Here is a 20,762-nt window from a genome sequence, read left to right as displayed (position 1 = left end):
ATTTAAACTGTTAATTGAAAAAGGAGCATATTAGCTCCTTTTTTATTTCTATTACAATGTTAATTTTTGGTTGTTATTAATGCTTTAGATAATTCGTATTCATAAAGAATTATCTAAAGGTTACTTGGCTAATAAAAGATTATTCCCATCCCTTAGCATGTTCTCTTATCAATTCAATCATTTTTACAATAGCTGGTGAAAGCCATTTATCTTTGTGGTAAGCAAGGAAAGTAGAAATGGAAGGATGCTCTGGTGATACTTCTTCACCCGACAATTTGTTTGTGAGCAGCTCTTCTTTTACGGAGAAATAAGGAACGAGTGAAATACCAAGTCCACTTCTAACACATTGCTTTATAGCCTCAATACTTTGAAAGTCGAGACTCTCCTTTACATCCATTTGCTTGTAATTTATATAGTGTTCAAAAACAGATTTATAACTGCATGATCGTTCGGTATATAGTACTGTACTAGAGTCCTCACTGTCGTTAGGGCGTATTAGAACCATCTTTTCTCTTTTCAGATTTTCCGTAAAAAGTTCTGGAAGGGATAAATCATCTTTCTCTAGTATCAATGCAAGATCAATATCTCCATTTTGTAAGTATGATGTAACATCATAATTATCGATTGATTTTAAAGAGAGATTAACCTTCGGATATAATCTCTTATATTCAAGTAGGATTGGGGGAATACGGCCTATTGTGAGTGATTCAGAAATACCTATAATAAGATTTCCTATCGGTTCATCATTGGTGTTTAAAGCTTGTGAATATAAATCAATGATTTTGGTCGCATACGATAAAAAGTGGTGACCATATTGAGTCAGCACTACTTTTTTACCTAGTCGATCAAATAATGGTTTTCCTAATTCTCTCTCTAGTTCTTTAATATGTGTGGTAACGGACGATTGAGCATAACCCAGATGATCAGCTGCTCTTTTAAAGCCATCTTTCTCTACAATCGTTTTAAATGTGACCAGATGTCTGAGTTCCATATTGTTTCTTCCTTTCTTAGTTCAATTTTATTGAACGTTACGTTCGAATATATCTATTTTACTAATCGGACACTGTATATTATTATAAGCACATAACAAGTTTGTTATCAATAGTAACAAATTAATTATGTTAAGGAAGGCGGTATTAAACATGACGGTAAAGATAAAGGTATATTCTGATTACGTTTGTCCTTTTTGTTTTCTAGCTGAACAGCCATTGGAGGAAGCGATTAAAGGAAAGGATGTAGAAATAGAGTGGATGCCTTATGAATTGCGTCCTTTCCCGAATGAAACTCTAAAGCCTGAAGGTCACTATCTACAAAACACTTGGAGACAATCTGTTTATCCTATGGCAGAAAGAATGGGAGTTAATATAGTACTTCCACAAGTTTCTCCGCAACCATATACTCATTTGGCATTCGAAGGTTATCAATATGCGAAGGGAAACGAATATAACAAACGTATACTAAAAGCCTTTTTCCAAGAAGAACAAGATATGGGTGATATTAATGTACTGACTAAGCTAGCTCGCGAAGTCAATTTAAATACCGATGAGTACCGTTCAGCTCTAGAAACGAGAAAGTATCGGGAAGCACATCAACAAGCACTTCATCATGCATATGAAGAAGCAAATATCTCGGCAGTGCCCACTTTTATTATTGGCGATACAAAAGTATCTGGCATTCGTTCCAAAGAATCTCTTGAAGATATTATTGCAGAAGAAATTAGTAAAAAGCAGTCTGATTTTCCAGAGGGTATGGCGTGCGGAATTAATGGTTGCTAATTTAAAAATCGACAATATTAAATATAATTTTAAATACAGAAGGAGTTTATATTATGACAAACAACAATTTACTTTTCGAAACCGTGAAATTAGGTAGTATTACGATTGACAATCGCGTGGGTGTTGCTCCAATGACACGCACAAGCGCTACACCAGAAGGTGTAGCCACTGACGAAATGGTTAATTATTATGCGAAATTTGCTCGTGGAGGATTTAGTTTAATCATAACTGAAGGAACATATCTAGATGATGCTTATAGTCAAGGATATTTCGATCAACCTGGTATCATTAATGACAAACAAATTGAGGGTTGGAAAAAGGTTACAGATGCTGTTCATCAAGAGGACGGAAAAATATTTCTTCAATTAATGCATGCTGGTGCCTTATCTCAAGGAAATTGTTTTGTAAGGGGCACAATCGGACCATCAGTGGTTGAACCCAAAGGACAACAAATGAAGGTTTATGGTGGTAATGGTAAATTCCCAGTACCTAAAGAAGCAACAAAAGAAGATATTAAAGTGGTAATTAAAGGGTTTGCTGAGGCTGCAAAGAATGCTAGAGAAGCTGGTTTTGATGGCGTTGAAATCCACGGTGCTAATGGGTACATCCTAGATCAGTTTTCAACTGATTATACTAATAATAGAATTGATGAATATGGCGGCACTACTGAAAATCGTGTTCGTTTATTGGTGGAAGTTTCAAAGGCAGTGCGTGAAGCGGTTGGAGAAGAGTATCCAGTAGGTATCAGAATTTCTCAGGGGAAAATAAATGACTATTTCCATAAGTGGGCTGATAAAGAAAAAGATGCTGAAATTATTTTTGGTCAGTTAGGACAAGCAGGACTAGACTTTATCCATGTAACAGAATTTGAAGCATGGCAACCTGCATTCTCTGAAGACGAAGGAACAAGCGCAACAGATTCAGCATTTGGAACTGGATCTACTCTTGCAGCATTAGCTAAAAAGTACAGCAAATTACCTGTTATCGCAAATGGAAGCCTTCATGACCCAGAAAAAGCAAAAGAAATTATCGAAAAAGATGAATCTGATGTTATCACTTTAGGTCGTGGAGCTCTTGCTAACTATGACTGGGTAAACAAAGTGAAAGATGGAGTACAACCAGACGAATTTGTACCAGAAAAGACATTAAGTCCTGACGCTAAAATCAAAGGATTTGAAGTGTAAACATTCTTCGTGTAATAGTGATAGTGCTTGAATAAGATAAAACACCAAATTTTGAAATTACCATAGTTATGTTTATTAAATAGAAGGATGAATTAGATAAAATTCATCCTTCTATTTATTCCATCAGTCTTTGGCTAGAGGAAAGTTTGTGAACAAATACATTTAAACAAAAGGTGCTTCAGTTCAAGGGCTATCTTCAGCAATCGAGCGCTATTGTTGAATCAAACTTAGATTTTTAAACAACTTTATTGTTATTTTTTAGTGTAGTGAAATATCTTACATCAAAAATTAAACAACTTTATTTTTCGCATAACCTCGTCCTTAGAACGGAGTTATGCTTGTTTGAACTTTTAAAAATAAATAATTTTATTTTCATTTTACATTATGGTAGCATTTTAGTAAATTTATTTATATGATTATATTATATAAATAAATAGTTTCAGAAAGGTAAGTGAAATAGTATAATTAATTTCGAACCATTTAATCTAACAATAAATGACATAGCGATCAAACTTGCTATGGTACTGTTTATACCGTTATTCTTAGCATTGCTTGACGAAGTCATACTTATGAAATTTATGAGAGAATCAATTGCTGGCAGGCTAGCTTATCTATCTTGTCTATTTTTTATGTACTATGTATTTAGTTCTGTAAATCTATAAAATTTTAGTTTGAATTTTCTTGGACCAAGCAAGTCCCAAAAATGAAAATGGATACTTTCTTGTCTAGAAAGTATCCATTTTCATGTCTTTGTACATTAAAGAAAGGAGGGGAGGTTAACTTTCATTATTCAAGTGTTCATTAAATTCCGATTTAATGAACACTTGGATAATATACGTACCTCTCTCCCTTCTTTATTTTTAAACTAAAATAATTAATGATAGGTATGATATTCATGAAGTAATTATTACTTTGTACACAGTTAAGCATTTATTTGTATGATGGTGTGATTTTTGAAAGAAGAACAAAGGAATTCTTGACTGTAAAAGTAAATATAAAAGTAATACAAAAAAGCAAATATAGATAAAAATTTTTTGATACATTTATGAGTATAAAAATTTATTTATATGAAAAATTAAATGTGGTTGAGTTATCAGAAAAAAATCAATAACTTCAATTGTGAAAAGATGAAAAAGGAGCGGAAATACGCTCCTTTTTCATTTACCTCACTATTTTTAAGAGGTTAGTATGAATAAGATATGAATAAAGGATGAATAGCATTTTTTTTGATAAAAATTTATTGGTTTTTTTATGGAATATATATGAAACGTTGTATAAAATAATCAAGAAAGTCAAAAATTATAGGAGGAAAGTTGTGAAGAAAAATAAGAGTTTAATAAGTTTTTTAGGAGTGTTTATTATGCTGTTTTCTTTTTGTTTTCAAGGAAATGTACAGGCAGATGTAAATACTGTTCAATCTGGGAAAATCAAATCAGGAAATGTAACGGTATGGGAAGTTGGGAATGTAGCGAAAGTGTTAGCTGATGTAGAGCGCTTAAATTTAAATACAGTAAATGTACCGATTCAGGTAGATATTCCGAACGTGACTTCTACAAACATGGTAATTAATCAAGCGCAAAAGCAACAGGCTATTCTTTTAATTCAAGAATTATTAAAGCATAATATTCAAGTTATTGTGGAACCTTTCCCGTATATTCAGCAAGGAAATGTTGGGGAAACGGAATGGAATCCAAGTAATATTAATGATTTCTTCTGGAATTGGAAAACGGTTATTTTACAAGACATCTTTAATTCCATTACAAGTAAATACAATGTGTACGGACTCAAGATTGCTTCTAATTTCGTGAATATGGAATATGCAGAAGGATATTGGAGCGATACGATTGATTTCGTTCGTCAGCAGTATAAAGGAAATGTTTTGTATCAAATGAATTGGTGGTTAACAGCAAGTTGGGATCCTTCTTATGAAGCGAAGTTTGTAGAGAAAATCAATCGTCCGTATTTAAAAAAGGTGGATATTGTTAGTATCGATAGTTGGTTTGAAGTTTCAGAAAAAAGAAATCCATCATACGAAGAAGTGAAGCAAAGTTTATTTGCCACGACAGTGTATAATCGTGGACAAAATGTTGTGCAGCAGTTGGAACAATTACATAAAGCAACAGGAAACCCGGTTTACTTTGGTGGATTCAACGTTCCGGCACGTGAACTAGGCTTGCAAAATCCGTGGAATCCAGATGTTTCTAATGTGTTTTCAAAGGACGTACAATTAAACGGATGGCGCGCTTATCGTGATGTATTAGAACCGAAACCATATTTTAAAGGTTTTTCAATTTGGTTTATTGGCTCTCATAATAGTACGCATGCGTATCAAATACATAGTAAAGAAGCAGAGGCAGTTATTAACGGCTGGTACCGAAAATAATTTTTATAAAATAGGTCAGTTTTAGATTTTACCACATATATTTCTAGTGAAAGGCCTTTCACCATCTTATCACCTAGGGGGCAATCATAATGAAATTTTTGTCTTACCTTACAGTAATTTTGGTGATTCTTGGCGGTTTGAATTGGTTGTTTGTAGCGTTAGATTACAATGTAGTTGAGAAATGGTTTGGTTCTATGCCGGCGCTTGTGGACACTATTTATTGGCTCATTGGTCTTTCTGCCATTTATCAAATTTTTGATCGGTTCTTCACGGACAATTAGCAATTATACTTTATTACTAGAGTGTTAAGTACGATTATGTACTTAACACTTTTTTGTATGTTTATAAAAAATAGTTTGCACATGCAAGCGATTCCATTGCGTCTTACGCCGTAATGATAGAAAACAAATTGACCACGTATTATATTTTAGGTTATAATTCAGAAAGTTTAAAAATTAATAAAATGAGAAATAGGGAGGTTTTTAGGGTGATGGAGAGAGTGTATAATTTTTCAGCTGGACCATCAATACTCCCTTTGCCAGTTTTAGAGAAAGTGCAAAAGGAGCTTGTAAATTATAACGGGACAGGCATGTCTATTATGGAAATGAGTCATCGATCTTCTTATTTTCAAAGTATTATAGATGAAGCGAGTAACCTACTTCGTGAATTAATGAACATTCCTGATGAGTATGAAGTATTGTTTTTACAAGGTGGTGCTTCATTACAATTCTCTATGATACCGTTAAATTTAATGAATACGTATAAAAAATCAGGGTACGTATTGACTGGTTCATGGTCTAAAAAGGCACTGCAAGAAGCTGAAAAAGTTGGAGAAGTACAAGTGATTGCTTCTTCTGAAAATGAGAAGTTTACTACAATTCCTAAACTGTATGGTTTACTAGGCGATGAAAAACTAGATTATGTACATATTACAACGAATAATACAATTGAGGGGACGAAATATGTGGATATTCCACATGTAGATAAAGTACCGCTCGTTGCGGATATGTCCTCAAATATTTTATCAGAACAATACGATGTTACGAAGTTCGGTCTTATATATGCGGGAGCGCAAAAGAATTTAGGGCCAGCGGGCTTAACGATTGCTATTATAAAAAGAGATTTAATTGGAGGAGCAGATTGCTCTTGTCCTACGATGTTAAACTATGAAACTTACAGTAAAAATAACTCCTTATATAATACACCGCCGTCCTTTAGTATTTACGTAACGAAACTTGTACTAGAGTGGCTGAAAGAGCAGGGCGGGGTATCTGCGATCGAAGAACAGAATAGAATGAAATCTTCACTTCTTTACAATTTCTTAGATGAATCAACATTGTTTACTTCACCGGTTGATCCTACGTATCGATCACTTATGAACATTCCGTTTACAACACCGTCAGAAGAGCTGAACAATGAGTTTTTACAAAAAGCGAAAGAACGCGGTCTTGTTACGCTAAAAGGACATCGCTCAGTCGGTGGTATGCGCGCTAGTATTTACAATGCGATGCCAGCACACGGCGTACAGCAATTAGTAAATTATATGAAGGAATTTGAGCTTGAGAATAGATAGGGAGATGGGGATATGTTTCGTGTTCAAACGTTAAATCAAATTGCGGAAAAAGGTTTGCAAGTTCTTAGCGGGGAGCGTTATGAAGTAGGGGAAAGAATGAACCACCCAGACGGTATTTTACTTCGCAGTTATTCTTTACATCAAGAAGATTTTTCAAAAGACTTAAAGGCGATTGCAAGGGCTGGTGCTGGTGTAAATAATATTCCTGTCGAGCGATGTACAGAAAAAGGGATTGTAGTATTTAATACACCAGGAGCGAATGCCAATGCAGTAAAGGAACTTATTATCGCCAGTCTGATTATGTCTTCACGTAACATTATTAACGGAGTAAGCTGGACGAAAAATTTAGAAGGTGAAGAAGTACCGCAGCTTGTTGAATCAGGGAAAAAACAATTCGTTGGATCAGAAATTGCAGGGAAGCGTCTAGGTGTTATCGGACTTGGCGCAATTGGTGCTTTAGTTGCGAACGATGCGTTAGCTTTAGGGATGGACGTCGTCGGATATGATCCTTATATTTCAGTTGAAACTGCATGGCGCCTTTCTACACATGTGCAAAGAGCGTTTAGTTTAGATGAAATTTTTGCAACGTGTGATTATATTACACTACATATTCCTCTTACGAATCAAACGAAGGGGATTATTGGTGAACACGCTATAGAGAAGATGAAAAAAGGAATGCGTCTATTCAATTTCTCAAGAGGAGAACTTGTAGATGAAAAGGTTCTTCAAAAAGCGTTAGAAGAAGAGGTTATTGCGCATTACGTAACGGACTTTCCGAATGAAAATGTGATTAAAATGAAAAACGTAACAGCGACGCCTCACCTCGGTGCATCTACGTCTGAATCGGAAGAAAATTGTGCAATAATGGCAGCGCGTCAATTACGTGAATATTTAGAGACAGGAAATATTCGTAATTCAGTAAACTATCCAAACGTAGAACTGCCGTATATCGGAAAGAAACGTATTACGATCATGCATCAAAACGTTCCAAACATGGTAGGACAAATTACAGGATGCTTAGCAGAACATCATATTAATATTGCCGATATGATTAATCGTAGTAAACATTCTTGGGCGTACACAATGATTGATATTGATAACGGAATTGATGATATAATAAAAGAGAACATTGTGGAAAATATAAGCAAAATTACAGGTGTTGTAGCCGTTCGAATGATTGTGTAAAGGAGAGAGGGAAACTTGGCAAAAATCCGACCGTTTCGGGCCATTCGTCCAGTAGAAGAAAAAGCAGTGGAAGTCGCTGCTTTACCGTATGACGTATTAAATAGTGAAGAAGCAAGAGAGGTTGTAAAAGGGAATCCGTATTCTTTCTTACACGTTGATAAAGCAGAAATTGATTTAGACCCGGCACTTTCACCGTACGATGATCGCGTATATGAAAAAGCGGGTGAAAATTTAAATCGGTTTATACGAGAAGAAGTGTTCATTCAAGACGAAGAGCCAGCGTTATACATTTATGAATTGACGATGCAAGGAAGAACGCAGTCAGGCCTTGTCGTTTGTACATCTATTGATGAGTATGAAGATGATACAATTAAAAAACATGAAAGAACGCGTCATGAAAAAGAACTTGATCGCATTCGCCACGTAGATGTGTGTGACGCGAATACGGGTCCTATCTTTTTAACGTATCGTACAAAAGAAGAGATAAAGAGTTTTATTGCCAGCTGGAAAGAAGAACATGCGCCAATCTATACATTTACAGCAGAAGACGGCGTTAAGCATGTTGCCTGGAAAATAGCTGATGAAGAAGTAATTGCAAGTTTAGTGAACTTATTTGAAGATATTCCCAATCTTTATATTGCAGATGGACATCACCGCTCCGCATCAGCTGCAAAAGTTGGGCTCATGCGAAGAGAACAATATCCGAATTACACAGGAGAAGAAGAGTTTAATTTCTTCTTATCTGTTTTATTCCCACACGGTGAGTTATCCATTTGGGACTATAACCGGGTTGTGAAAGATTTAAATGGCTTATCAGAAGAACAGTTTTTAAAGCAAATCACGCAATACTTCTATGTAGAAGAAGCATCTGTTTCTCCGTATAAACCAAATGAACCAAAAACATTTGGAATGTATGTAAACGAGAAGTGGTATAAGCTCACAGTGAAAGAGGAAACGTTTGATGCGAATGATCTTGTGAAAGGTTTAGATGTATCTATTTTGCAAGATCACTTATTAAGCCAAGTACTTGAAATACATGATCCGCGATCTGATTCACGCATCGACTTTGTCGGAGGAATCCGCGGATTAGAAGAACTAGAACGTCTTGTAAATAGCGGTGCATATAAAGCGGCGTTCTCACTATATCCGACATCAATGGAATCTTTATTAGCAATCGCAGACGCTGGAGAAATTATGCCGCCAAAATCAACGTGGTTTGAACCGAAACTGCGCAGTGGGTTGTTTGTACATTCTTTAAAATAAATATAGACTTCATTAGTTTGAAAAACCGAAATGATTTTAGTTTCGGTTTTTCTTATTTTAAAAGAGTTTTTGAGGAGGGGGACTAATGAAATTGCAAGTAGGCGAAAAAATCACCTTTGAACGAACTTTTACGAAAGAGGATGTTGCGTTATTTACGGAAGTATCGAAAGATGAAGGCGTTCATCATGTTACACCAGATGAGCAGGGGAGATTTGTTGTACAGGGCCTGTTAACATCAACACTACCTACAAAAGTAGGCGGTGATTATAATGTATTAGCTTGCAAGATGGATTTTGAATTTTTACGTCCTGTTTTTAGCGGTGATACGATTCGTTGTGACATAACCATTGAACAATTTGAGCCTGACGAAAAAATCGTACGAAAATTACGGCGATGTTTATATGCAGGAATCAACTTGAAAAGGAAATAATAAAGGGGAGATAAGGCTAGGTAGCATAAAATATATCACTATATGTGGAGTGGTTAATGCAAACATGTGGGTTGACTGGTTTTAAATGATGAATTAGCGGTAGTGGAGGGGAAAGAATATGGTGAGTATAAAGATAAAGTAGAAAATATAATGAATTGAACCCGAAAAGTAACGCAGTAATTGGAGGTGGTACACTAAACTAGATATTAAGTTAAGTAGAAAATTGCAACGATATATATTTCCTTGTGCTCTAGAACACAAGGAAACATTGAGCAAAGAAGTTAGTTGTTTTATGTGTAAGGTTTAACCCAAAATTGTAAGTATATAACTCACACCATTATGTAGTTACCTTGAAGCATCTACAGGTATTCTTATCATCCCTCAAGAACCACTTAGCTCTCGAAGTTGAGTAATTTTATGCACAATTAAATTAACGTTTTTCTACATAGATTAGTTGACATTTATATATAGTTCATCCATTTCTAAATGTATTTTTGCTTTGTTGTTTTTCAAATATAACGGATAAAATTTTCGTATTCACGAATTTAGTGCATAATGGTCGTTGGATAAATTGAAATACCACGTCCCTTTAGAATTTCAGACATATTATCTTTCTCAAACTACTTTTCTTTAACATATCTCATCTATTATGCTCCTTAGTTGGTTTTCCGAAGTTTATTATAGTTTGAAAAAACTGCACGAGAACCTATATTTATACTGTTTTGGTGCAGGTTCGCTACAATATAAAATACACAACAGTAAGGATAAAACCTACTTTATAATTGTAAATGAAACTTATGTATATGTGAAGTAAGGGGAAAGAGGGTCTGCGCATAATTAACAACCCTTTTTTATAACGTTTCTTTGCAGAGGCACGTTATAAAAAAGGGTTGTTAATTGAAAGATGAAAAATAACTTCTAGTAATCATTCATATTTTATTAAATTACATTGATCTAATTATAAGTCAGCTGAAACTGTACTTATTCCAACCTGGATAGTGCTAATAACAGTATATAATCTGTGGTATGAGTTTATAGGAGTAGAAACTAATTTTCATTTGATGTATTTATTTGATGATTGGTTATAGTACTATACTTCTTATTCATAACTATATAAATCCAACCAATAACTGATAAGATAACTGGATAGAAAATAGCCCAACCACTAAATGAGTATACAATAATACATATAATTAGAGATAGGAAGGCCATCCACCAACCTATATCACGCACTTTTAATAATTTAAGAGCAGCAAGCATTGTAAAAATATATGAAGTAATAAATATTACACTAGGACCTTTAAGAAGCATTTCTAAATTTGGTCGTGCCATACCATAAAAAATTAAAATACAACTAAAAATGCCTCCTAGAACTAGTAATACCCTAGTTGGAGTTTGAAATTGAGAGTGTAACTTAGCAAAGAAGGAAGGGAAATGTCCTTCTCTAGCTTGAGCGTAAATCATTCTTGAAAAACCTGCAATGTTAGCATGTACAGCACTAAACGATATGAAAATTGCTAAAATGGTTGTTATATATGTACCTATCGGTCCTAATCCTTTTGATATTAGAATACTAAGGGAAGCTATCTGATCTTTATCACCATATGAGTGGGTCCCTATTGTTACAAAAGATATTGCAATGTACATAATGGAGATACAAATTGCTCCTAAAAATAAACTAATCGAAATATCCTTAGCGGGCCTTTTAAATTCTTCAGCTAATGGGGTTATCATTTCCCACCCTACAAAGGAGAAAAAGATAATTACAGAAGAAGCGCCAACGGAAGACCACCCGTTTGGTACAAATGGTGTAAAAGAACTTAATTTTACATATGGTATAGAAACGATAACAGCGACAACTATTAAAAGTGAAATAATACAAATTACAAACACACTAACTTTTGATGATAGCTCGATTCCTTTTATATGTAAGAGTAAAGAGGTAATTAAAATTAATGCTGCAATTCCTATAACACTAAGATTGCTTATTGGAAAAACATATCCAATATAATGGGCACCTGTTAAAGCAATAATAGGCACTCCAATAGGAATAGATCCTAACATAATCCAGCCTAGGATGGCACTCGTATTTGCATTAAATGCCATCTGAACATAAGCTGTAATTCCTCCAGCACTAGGAATCATTTTAGCAAGACGCGCTAGAGTTGCTACAATAGGAAAAGCTAATATAGACATGATAACCCAAGATAAAATTGAAGCTGGTCCAGCGCTATTTGCAGTAATTGAAGGTAAAATAAGGATTCCACAGCCTAACACAGCTCCGATGGTTAATGCGGTCCCCTGTACCCAAGTAATTGAACGTTTCAATGATTGTTGTGTCAAGATTCTCAGCCTCTCTTTCGTTAATTAATATTAATTATATAAAGTTTAAAAAAAAGATAACATGCTATAATTTATGTATTAATTATAATTTTCTTAAAGAATTTAAGAATTATTAAATGTTTTCTTAATTAATCAAGGGGAGGCCAAGCAATGGATGATACAGATTTAAAGATTCTTTCTCATCTTCAGGAAAATGCACGTTTAAGTATGGTTGAAATAGGAAAACTGGTAGGTTTGAGTTCTCCTTCTGTTACAGAGCGAGTTAGAAGACTAGAAGAACAGGGGGTAATTATAAGTTATCGCACGATTGTTAATCCGAAAGAATTAAAAAAACATATTACTGCGTTTGTTTTGATGGAACCAAGGGATTGCAATAAATATAAAAAGTTTGCAATGGAACATTCAGATGTGGTTGAATGTCACCGTATTGCCGGTATGTATAGTTATCTAACAAAGGTAGTGACGGAATCTGTACATACACTCGAAGACTATATTAATTTGTGCTTAGAGTATGGAAAGCCTACAACCTTAATAGTGCTTTCTTCTCCAGTAGAACATAAATCATTTTTTACAGAGAGTGAAAAACTTTAATTACATATGAGTGATTATTCAAAATAAAAAGCGTTAAATTAATACCTAATAGGAAATAGAGTCCTATTAGGTATTAATTTTCAGAAAATTATTTAGAAAATTTAGATAAAAAATAATATTTGACATATTCTTACTACTGATGGAATAATGAACATTGTATTTTAGAAAAATTAAATTCTTAGTTAATTGGAGGTAGGATTATTATGAAATATGCAGTGCTCACAAATGATTTACAGTACGATTTGGTTAATAAAAATGAGGATAGAATTGCAGCTGTGGAGGCGTTTACGCCTAAAATGGTGTCTTTCTTAAATACTATGAGAGAAAATGATGTTTCTATTATTCACCTGCAGTTAATTAACTTAGAAGATGATCCGAAAGCTGAACGATATGGTGATTTTTTACCAGTCACAAAGGGATCTAAAGGTGCAGAAATCTTACCTGAGTTTCTTCATGAAAAAGATATTATTATGGAGAAAAATAAGGATAGTGGCTTTTTTGAGACACATCTTGATGAAACCTTAAAAAAATTAGGAGTAGATACAATTATTATTACGGGTATGCAAACTCAAATTTGTGTCCAAACAACTGCAGCGGATGGATTTTTCCGTGGTTATAATGTAATCGTACCAGAAGATGCAGTTGTTTCAGCGAAGGCTGAAGATAAAGAACGTGCTTTAAAATGGTTAGGTTCATATTGTGCAAAGATTATGAGTATCGAGGAAATTTGCAATTCGATTTCTAAAAATGAAGATATTTCTTTTGATGGAGTTGCAATTCCGTAAGTAAATACGTTGTAATATCACTTGTTCTATGTAGCAAGTGATATTATTTTTCAAAAATAAAAATAAAAAGGAGTTTTAACAAATGAAATTAACTAAAGATTTAGAAAATATAATTTTAGATCATGGAACAGGAGGACTATTGAGCCATGATTTAATTAGTTCAATTATTACTGCAAAACTAGAAGATGTTCACCTTGGAAAAATGGAGGATAGTGCCATTCTTGAGGTAAGTAGTAGAAGATTGGCGATGACAACAGACTCTTTTGTTATTGATCCTATCTTTTTTGGTGAAGGAAATATAGGTAAAGTAGCAGTTTGTGGAACGGTTAATGATTTAGCGGTTAGTGGTGCAAAACCACTTTATCTATCATTGGCATTAGTACTAGAAGAGGGTTTTCCAATTAAAGATTTGGAAGAAATATTAGATTCTATAAGAGAGACCGCGAAAGAAGCTGGCGTGTATATTGTTGCTGGTGATACAAAAGTTGTTAAAAAAGGTGAAGTAGACAAAATCTTTATTAATACAACTGGAATAGGAGTTTTTGAAGGAGATGTATCACCATTTTCAGTAAATTCTATTCAAGAAGGTGACGATATCATTATAACAGGACAACTAGGAAACCATAGTATACATATCCTTTCCATAAGAGAAGGATTAGGGTTTGAACAGAGAATAAATAGTGATTGTGCACCATTAAATCATATGATTTCAGAGTTAAAAAACCATTTTGGTGATTCTATACATTGTATGCGAGATATTACAAGAGGCGGGTTAGGTACAGTTTTAAATGAAGTTTCAGAAACAATTAATACTGGAATAAAAATACAAGAAAAAGATATTCCTATGTTAGCAGAAACTATTATGGCTGCCGACATGTTAGGTGTTAATCCTATGTATCTAGCTAATGAGGGTAATGTTTGTATGTTTGTGTCTCCAGAGGTAAGTGAAGAAGTTGTGAGAGTACTAAAAAATACTAAATATGGTAAAGAAGCTGCGGTAATTGGTAAAGTTACTCAAACACAAGAAAGACAAGTGCTAATGGAAGCAAAATCAGGTGAATTAAAACTTATTGAGTTATTATATGGGGCAGAATTACCTCGATTATGTTAGGAGACAATTTATGAAAAAGGTAATAAATGTGTTTATAAAAAAGTATCAAGTTAAAGGCATTGTGCAAGGTGTTGGTTTTAGACCTTTCGTATATAGAATAGCAAAAAAGTATCATCTAAACGGATGGGTGTTAAATGATTCAAATGGAGTGCTTATAGAAGTAGAAGGGGAACAAAATAATATTACGCATTTTATTCATGACATAGAATTTAATTCCCCAGAATTGGCTTATGTGCAAGAGGTTAAATTGATAGAGGAACAAGAATCTAATAATCGTTATAGCTCTTTTGATATTTTGAGTAGCCAAAAACATAGCAGTAGGCAAACTTTAATATCTCCTGATACTTATGTATGTAATGAATGTTTAGAAGAATTATTTGATCCAACGAATAGAAGGTTTCGTTATCCATTTATTAATTGTACAAATTGTGGACCTAGATATTCAATAATAAAAGATATTCCTTATGATAGACCGTATACTACAATGGTAAAATTTCCTATGTGCAAAGAGTGTGATAAAGAATACAAAGACATATTGGATCGGAGATTCCATGCACAACCAAATGCTTGCTGGAAATGTGGACCACAAGTTCAATTGAAAACAGCAGATGGTACAAATGTCCCCACTGATAATCCAATAGAAAAAACAATTGATTTGTTAAAAAAGGGGAAAATCCTAGCTATTAAAGGGTTAGGTGGATATCACTTAGTTGTAGATCCAATGAATCATGAAGTTGTAAAAGAATTAAGAAAAAGAAAAAAACGGGATGAAAAACCTTTTGCTTTAATGTCATCTCAATTAGATGATGTGAAAAATTTTGCTGAAATAACAAAAAATGAAGAAGCTTTATTAGTATCTAAAGAACGACCAATTGTGCTATTGAACAAAAAGAAAAATGAGTATATTTCTTCAGATGTTGCACCTAATAATAATACCTATGGGGTAATGTTAGCCTATACACCACTTCATCATCTCATTTTAAGAGAGAATTTTATTGCATTAATAGCTACGAGCGCCAATGTTTCTGATGAACCAATTGTATATAAAGATGGAGATGCAATTGAGGAGCTAAAAGGAATTGCAGATTATTATTTAGTACACAATAGGGAGATATTCACTAGAGTAGATGACTCTATTGTTAGGGGTATTGATTTAGATGATGAAATAACAAAACTACAAATAATTCGTCGCGCTAGAGGTTATGTACCAAACCCAATTGATTTTAAAGAAGGATCAACTAATGTACTAGCTTTAGGAGCAGAATTAAAGAATACGATTTGCTTAACTAAAGGTGAAAAAGCTTTTATTAGTCATCATATTGGCGATTTAAAAAACTATAAAATTTATGAATCGTTTAAAAATACTATAGCTCACTTACAAAAAATCTTTGAAATCAGTCCTTCTGTAATTGCAAGTGATCTTCATCCTGATTTTTATAGTACAAAATATGCATTTGATCAAAAAGTTTTACCAGTTATACAGGTTCAGCATCATCATGCCCATATGGCTTCTTGTATGGTTGATAATCAATTAGATGGTCCTGTTTTAGGAGTTATTTTAGATGGTACGGGTTATGGTGATGATGGGAATATTTGGGGTGGAGAATTTTTAATCGGTGATTTTCTTAATTATGAAAGAGCGGCATATATCGATTACTTTCAGCTGCCAGGCGGTGATAAAGCTGTTAAAGAACCGTATAGAATTGCTTTAGGAATATTGACGCAAATATATGGTGAACAAGTCAAAGAATTACCAATAAAGATAATTTCAGAGCGAAATAATTTTGAACTAGATGTACTTATAAAAATGATTCAAAAAGGAATTAATTCTCCTCTTACTTCAAGTATGGGAAGGCTTTTTGATGCTGTTTCAGCACTATTGGGTGTCCGTGAAACAGTCCAATATGAAGGGCAGGCTGCTATTGAGTTGGAGCAAGCGATTGATATCAATAATTCTTCCAATCCTTTATTATCTTATGAAATAGTTGCTTCGAATGGAATTAGAAAAATTGATATAAAACCTATGTTTAAAGAGTTGGTATCTTTGATACTTAAAAATAAGTATACCAAGGGTGAATTGAGCTATCGTTTTCATTATACAATGGTTCAAATGATTACAGAAACCTGTAAACAAATTCGTCAAGAAACAGGGATTAATACACTAGTTCTTAGTGGGGGAGTATTTTTAAATAAGTTTTTACTTGTAGAAACATATAAGTCACTTAAGGCTTGTAAATTCGAGGTTTACATGCACAAACAAGTACCTACCAATGATGGGGGAATCTCTCTTGGTCAAGCAGCAATAGCAGCTCATCGCTATAAAGAAATGCATTCGGTATAAATTTACAATAGCAATTATATAACTTTTCATTATTCTTTGTGAGTATAGTAAAAACGAAAAATTAGGAGGTGCTCTTTTATGGTAGTTAGTTCAAAAATGGATATATTTAATGAACTGGAATCCCAAGTTCGAAGTTATAGTAGAAGCTTTCCAACGATCTTCACTAAGTCTAAAGGATATAAATTATGGGATGTAGATGGAAAAGAGTATATTGACTTTTTCTCAGGTGCTGGTGCCCTTAATTATGGACATAATGATGATAAAATGAAACAGGTATTAATAGATTATCTTTTAGAAGATGGTATTATTCATAGTCTTGATATGGGAACAAGTGCTAAAGTGAATTTTTTAAAGCACTTTAACAAAATTATTTTGGAACCACGTGATTTAAATTATAAAATTATGTTTCCTGGTCCAACAGGTACAAATTCTGTTGAAAGTGCACTGAAAATTGCTCGAAAGGTGACTGGACGAACAAATATCATAAGTTTTTCTAATGCTTTTCATGGAATGAGTTTAGGATCACTTTCGATAACGAGTAATCATTTTAAGCGAAAGGGTGCTGGAGTACCACTAAATAATAGTATTATCATGCCGTATGAAAATTATTTAGATTCTCTTAATTCTTTATCATATTTAGAAAAAGTATTAGGCGATAGTGGAAGTGGAGTGGATTTACCTGCTGCAATTATTCTAGAAACAGTTCAAGGTGAGGGTGGTTTAAATACCGCTAGCTCCCAATGGTTAAAGGGAATTGAAAGATTGTGTAAAAAATATAATATATTATTGATTGTTGATGATATTCAAGCAGGTTGCGGACGTACGGGTACATTTTTTAGCTTTGAACTTGCGAACATTAAACCAGACATAATTTGTTTGTCAAAATCTATAAGTGGCATTGGCCTTCCGATGGCTATTACACTAATTAAACCAGAATATGATAAGTGGGAACCAGGAGAACATAATGGAACGTTTCGAGGGAATAATCTAGCATTTTTAGCAGCTACAGAAGCATTGAATTATTGGCAAGATATAGAGTTTATTAATGCATTAAAATGGAAAAGTGAAAAAATCACTAGCTTTCTTAATGGGATTTGTTTGAAATATCCCCAGCTTCAAGGAGAAGTTCGAGGAAGAGGCTTTATGCAGGGAATAGTGTGTAATACTTTTGGAATAGCTAAAAAGATTTGCTCAGTTGCATTTGAAAATGGTTTGATTATCGAAACGTCTGGGCCTAATGATGAAGTAATTAAGTTGTTACCTTCTTTAACAATTGATATAGAAGGCTTAAGTCATGGATTTGAATTGTTAGAAGAAAGTATTTTTAATATTATAAAAGAGTAACTAGGTAATGAATAAAAATATCATCAAAGTAGGTAAGAAGAGTGCTTCGGCTCTAGCTTGTCTTTCGCTTAAATATATTACTAAGTAATATATAATATGCTTATAGATGTGAAAGTGAGGGAGAGAATGGCATACAACAAGGTACAAAATGAAGCCACAAAAACTATAAAAAACGTAATCCCGAATAAGCGAAATAACTCAATTATAAGACTATGGCTAGAAGTTTCATCAAGAATTTAGCCCCACAAGAAGATTTTGATATGCTAAATGAATTAATGGCAGAGAAAGAGGAGAATGACCGTGCTAGAAAATGAATTAGGTATCAAAAATCAATTGGAATTGAATCGGGTGGAAGAACGACTATCAAAAATGAAAGCCAAAGATTTATATGATTTAGGAGAAATAAACCACATAGAAGTTGGCACATTTAAGGGTCTTTCTGACATTCATAATTATCTATTTGAGGATATTTATTTCTTTGCTGGAAAGGTTCGAAAGGTTAACCTAGCGAAGGGGAACTTTCGATTTGCTCCTGTTATGTATCTAAGTCATTCACTAGAACATATAAACACTATGCCACAAACAACCTTTGATGAAATCGTTGAGAAATAAGTTGAAATGAATATTGCCCCCCTTTTTAGAGAAAGAAATGGTAGAGAGACTAGAATATGGTTAGATTTAATCTTTAAGAATGAAATGCAACAGGTGGTCGACTGGAATAAAATTGATAAAGAAGATTATTTACTGGCAATGGAACGCAGCCCAATTAAAGATATTGAAATTAAGCATATACTCCAAAATGCACTAGTAGATAAAATTAATAGCCGTGCAGTATTCATGAGAGGCATTGATATTAGTTACTATTATGAGGGATATACCGAATATGATATAGAGGATTTATAAATAAAAAGGGCTGAAATAGCCCTTTTTTATTTGCGTTATGAAGAGGATTTTCATATGAAAACAGTATAAAAAGTCCATATTGTTATATGAAACTTATCTTTCATTTGCGCTAAAACCGACATAATGCTGTACCTTTATAAAAAGAATATATTTAATTTAAAGTAGCGAATACTGCTAAAGTATTACTTTATGTTAAGATTCATAAAAGAAGTTCCTCTTTTCTGATAATAAATATTTATGCATAATTAATAATTAATACGCATTAATGGTTTTATGTTTGATTCGTGTATTCCTTTCCATCTACATGAATCATTTATTGTAACAGCTTTCACGTCCAAAATATGATGTTCCAACCAAGGACAATATAAGTATTCTTATAATAATTTTCCAATATAATCAATGTGTTAATGAAAGTAACTCTGTGTTATTTTTGCTTTGCTATTAACTAATACAGCTTCAAACAAAGGACATAATTGTTACATACTAAGTGTAATTTATTACCCATTCAAAATTCTGTCTATTCAATCTTTCTAAAAATAAAAAAAGATTGAACTCATAAATATACAAGTTATAATGAGGGCGTCGAGAGATAATTTATGACCTCTAGAGAAAATATCAACCTCGTTTTGGTTCAAAAATTCTAAAGAACTTGCCAGTAAGTTTCTAAAATTGGACATACTGATATGATTACTATATGAAGGGTTGTGGATCAAAAGGAAAGTTTATTCAACTCAATAAAGAAAGCGCTATCAAATGGGTCTTGTTTTGAATTGATCATTCTAATAACTTAGATTCAACAGCAATTAAAAATAATAAACTATGGGGGTGCTTATATGAACATAAATGTAGCATCTATTAAAGAAAAAAAGGTTGTTAAATACAAAAGTTGTTTTGATGTGATTGGGCCCATAATGATAGGTCCTTCAAGTTCACATACTGCAGGTGCTTTGGCTATTGGAACAGTTGCTAATAAATTATTTCAAGGTCTTCCAAAAAAAGTTGTGGTAAAGTATTATGAATCATTTGCTGAAACACATAAAGGTCACGGAACTGATTTTGCAATAATTGCTGGTATATTAGGCTTTGCTGCTGATGACAGCAAAGTGCCAGATGCTATTAAAATAGCAGAATCTAAAGGGATTGACATTACTTTTATTGAAAAATCAGGTGATAGTCCTGCCGGTCATCCAAATACGGCAGATATATATTTAGAGGATGACAGTCGAAGTATTAGAACGATGGGTATTTCAGTCGGTGGTGGATTGATTGAAGTCAAACATGTTGAAATTGACGGATTTAGCTTAGAACTGCAGGGGCCATTGCCAGTTATTATTGCGATTTCAGAAAGAGCTGACTTTGAATTTGTCTTACGCAGGATCTTTAAACAATATGATGTTGAAATTAACAACTTTCATAGTTTGAAAGATAAAACAAAATATTTATATGCATTTGCTTTGGATTCGCTATTGCCTGGTAATGCTCAGAAGGAATTAGGGAATTTAAGCAATATAGCTAATCTTATTATTCTTTAGTTACATTAAGGAGTGAAAA

General features: G+C 33.5%; 15 protein-coding genes and 2 pseudogenes. 15 read left to right on the top strand and 2 right to left on the bottom strand.

Annotation, left to right across the window (positions count from 1 at the left end):
* Positions 1-139: 139 nt before the first annotated feature.
* Positions 140-991, bottom strand: coding sequence for a LysR family transcriptional regulator (locus AAG068_RS16245; RefSeq protein ID WP_342714984.1), 852 nt, complete (start codon positions 989-991; stop codon positions 140-142).
* A gap of 151 nt (positions 992-1,142) precedes the next feature.
* Here AAG068_RS16245 and AAG068_RS16240 point away from each other — a divergent pair, with 151 nt between their 5' ends.
* From AAG068_RS16240 to AAG068_RS16205, 8 genes and pseudogenes are all read left to right on the top strand, one after another.
* Positions 1,143-1,775, top strand: coding sequence for a DsbA family oxidoreductase (locus AAG068_RS16240; RefSeq protein ID WP_342714983.1), 633 nt, complete (start codon positions 1,143-1,145; stop codon positions 1,773-1,775).
* A gap of 53 nt (positions 1,776-1,828) precedes the next feature.
* Complete coding sequence (locus AAG068_RS16235) at positions 1,829-2,959, top strand: NADH:flavin oxidoreductase (protein ID WP_342714982.1); 1,131 nt, start codon at positions 1,829-1,831, stop codon at positions 2,957-2,959.
* Between the two features lie 1,315 nt (positions 2,960-4,274).
* Positions 4,275-5,342, top strand: coding sequence for a glycoside hydrolase family 113 (locus AAG068_RS16230; protein WP_342714981.1), 1,068 nt, complete (start codon positions 4,275-4,277; stop codon positions 5,340-5,342).
* Positions 5,343-5,431: 89 nt separating this feature from the next.
* Complete coding sequence (locus tag AAG068_RS16225) at positions 5,432-5,623, top strand: DUF378 domain-containing protein (RefSeq protein WP_000670803.1); 192 nt, start codon at positions 5,432-5,434, stop codon at positions 5,621-5,623.
* 209 nt (positions 5,624-5,832) lie between these two features.
* Positions 5,833-6,915 (top strand): 3-phosphoserine/phosphohydroxythreonine transaminase, encoded by a 1,083-nt coding sequence (gene serC / locus AAG068_RS16220; protein WP_342714972.1) that lies wholly within the window; start codon positions 5,833-5,835, stop codon positions 6,913-6,915.
* A gap of 12 nt (positions 6,916-6,927) precedes the next feature.
* Positions 6,928-8,100 carry a 3-phosphoglycerate dehydrogenase family protein gene (locus AAG068_RS16215; RefSeq protein ID WP_342714971.1) on the top strand — a complete coding sequence of 391 codons (1,173 nt, stop codon included), beginning with the start codon at positions 6,928-6,930 and terminating at the stop codon, positions 8,098-8,100.
* A 15-nt stretch (positions 8,101-8,115) separates the two neighbouring features.
* Positions 8,116-9,363 carry a DUF1015 domain-containing protein gene (locus AAG068_RS16210; RefSeq protein WP_342714970.1) on the top strand — a complete coding sequence of 416 codons (1,248 nt, stop codon included), beginning with the start codon at positions 8,116-8,118 and terminating at the stop codon, positions 9,361-9,363.
* A gap of 85 nt (positions 9,364-9,448) precedes the next feature.
* Positions 9,449-9,807 (top strand): annotated as a pseudogene (locus AAG068_RS16205) (enoyl-CoA hydratase).
* Between the two features lie 1,033 nt (positions 9,808-10,840).
* Here AAG068_RS16205 and AAG068_RS16200 read toward each other — a convergent pair.
* Positions 10,841-12,136, bottom strand: coding sequence for an APC family permease (locus AAG068_RS16200; protein ID WP_000193977.1), 1,296 nt, complete (start codon positions 12,134-12,136; stop codon positions 10,841-10,843).
* 150 nt (positions 12,137-12,286) lie between these two features.
* Here AAG068_RS16200 and AAG068_RS16195 point away from each other — a divergent pair, with 150 nt between their 5' ends.
* The 7 genes and pseudogenes from AAG068_RS16195 (at position 12,287) to sdaAB (ending at position 20,743) form a co-directional block, all read left to right on the top strand.
* Complete coding sequence (locus tag AAG068_RS16195) at positions 12,287-12,727, top strand: Lrp/AsnC family transcriptional regulator (protein WP_000342843.1); 441 nt, start codon at positions 12,287-12,289, stop codon at positions 12,725-12,727.
* A gap of 203 nt (positions 12,728-12,930) precedes the next feature.
* Complete coding sequence (locus AAG068_RS16190) at positions 12,931-13,512, top strand: isochorismatase family cysteine hydrolase (RefSeq protein WP_342714969.1); 582 nt, start codon at positions 12,931-12,933, stop codon at positions 13,510-13,512.
* A gap of 82 nt (positions 13,513-13,594) precedes the next feature.
* Positions 13,595-14,623, top strand: a complete 1,029-nt coding sequence (gene hypE, locus AAG068_RS16185) for a hydrogenase expression/formation protein HypE (protein WP_342714967.1) — start codon at positions 13,595-13,597, stop codon at positions 14,621-14,623.
* Positions 14,624-14,633: 10 nt separating this feature from the next.
* Complete coding sequence (gene hypF, locus AAG068_RS16180) at positions 14,634-16,964, top strand: carbamoyltransferase HypF (protein WP_342714966.1); 2,331 nt, start codon at positions 14,634-14,636, stop codon at positions 16,962-16,964.
* Between the two features lie 78 nt (positions 16,965-17,042).
* Positions 17,043-18,308: a diaminobutyrate--2-oxoglutarate transaminase gene (gene ectB / locus AAG068_RS16175; protein WP_342714964.1), complete on the top strand. Its 1,266-nt coding sequence runs from the start codon at positions 17,043-17,045 to the stop codon at positions 18,306-18,308.
* 294 nt (positions 18,309-18,602) lie between these two features.
* Positions 18,603-19,211: pseudogene (gene fic / locus AAG068_RS16170) on the top strand (protein adenylyltransferase Fic).
* An 833-nt stretch (positions 19,212-20,044) separates the two neighbouring features.
* Entirely contained in the window at positions 20,045-20,743 is a 699-nt protein-coding gene (gene sdaAB / locus AAG068_RS16165; protein WP_342714963.1) for an L-serine ammonia-lyase, iron-sulfur-dependent subunit beta, read from the top strand.
* Positions 20,744-20,762 lie beyond the last annotated feature (19 nt).

This window comes from Bacillus paramycoides (assembly GCF_038971285.1).
Classification (GTDB): Bacteria; Bacillota; Bacilli; order Bacillales; family Bacillaceae_G; genus Bacillus_A.
Note: the sequence above shows the minus strand (reverse complement) of the source record. Positions and strands in the feature narration are given on the sequence as shown.

Coding starts and splice junctions, on each gene's coding strand:
- AAG068_RS16245 (WP_342714984.1), bottom strand. CDS start 991: ATGGAACTCAGACATCTGGTCACATTTAAAACGATTGTAGAGAAAGAT.
- AAG068_RS16240 (WP_342714983.1), top strand. CDS start 1,143: ATGACGGTAAAGATAAAGGTATATTCTGATTACGTTTGTCCTTTTTGT.
- AAG068_RS16235 (WP_342714982.1), top strand. CDS start 1,829: ATGACAAACAACAATTTACTTTTCGAAACCGTGAAATTAGGTAGTATT.
- AAG068_RS16225 (WP_000670803.1), top strand. CDS start 5,432: ATGAAATTTTTGTCTTACCTTACAGTAATTTTGGTGATTCTTGGCGGT.
- serC (WP_342714972.1), top strand. CDS start 5,833: ATGGAGAGAGTGTATAATTTTTCAGCTGGACCATCAATACTCCCTTTG.
- AAG068_RS16215 (WP_342714971.1), top strand. CDS start 6,928: ATGTTTCGTGTTCAAACGTTAAATCAAATTGCGGAAAAAGGTTTGCAA.
- AAG068_RS16195 (WP_000342843.1), top strand. CDS start 12,287: ATGGATGATACAGATTTAAAGATTCTTTCTCATCTTCAGGAAAATGCA.
- AAG068_RS16190 (WP_342714969.1), top strand. CDS start 12,931: ATGAAATATGCAGTGCTCACAAATGATTTACAGTACGATTTGGTTAAT.
- hypE (WP_342714967.1), top strand. CDS start 13,595: ATGAAATTAACTAAAGATTTAGAAAATATAATTTTAGATCATGGAACA.
- hypF (WP_342714966.1), top strand. CDS start 14,634: ATGAAAAAGGTAATAAATGTGTTTATAAAAAAGTATCAAGTTAAAGGC.
- ectB (WP_342714964.1), top strand. CDS start 17,043: ATGGTAGTTAGTTCAAAAATGGATATATTTAATGAACTGGAATCCCAA.
- sdaAB (WP_342714963.1), top strand. CDS start 20,045: ATGAACATAAATGTAGCATCTATTAAAGAAAAAAAGGTTGTTAAATAC.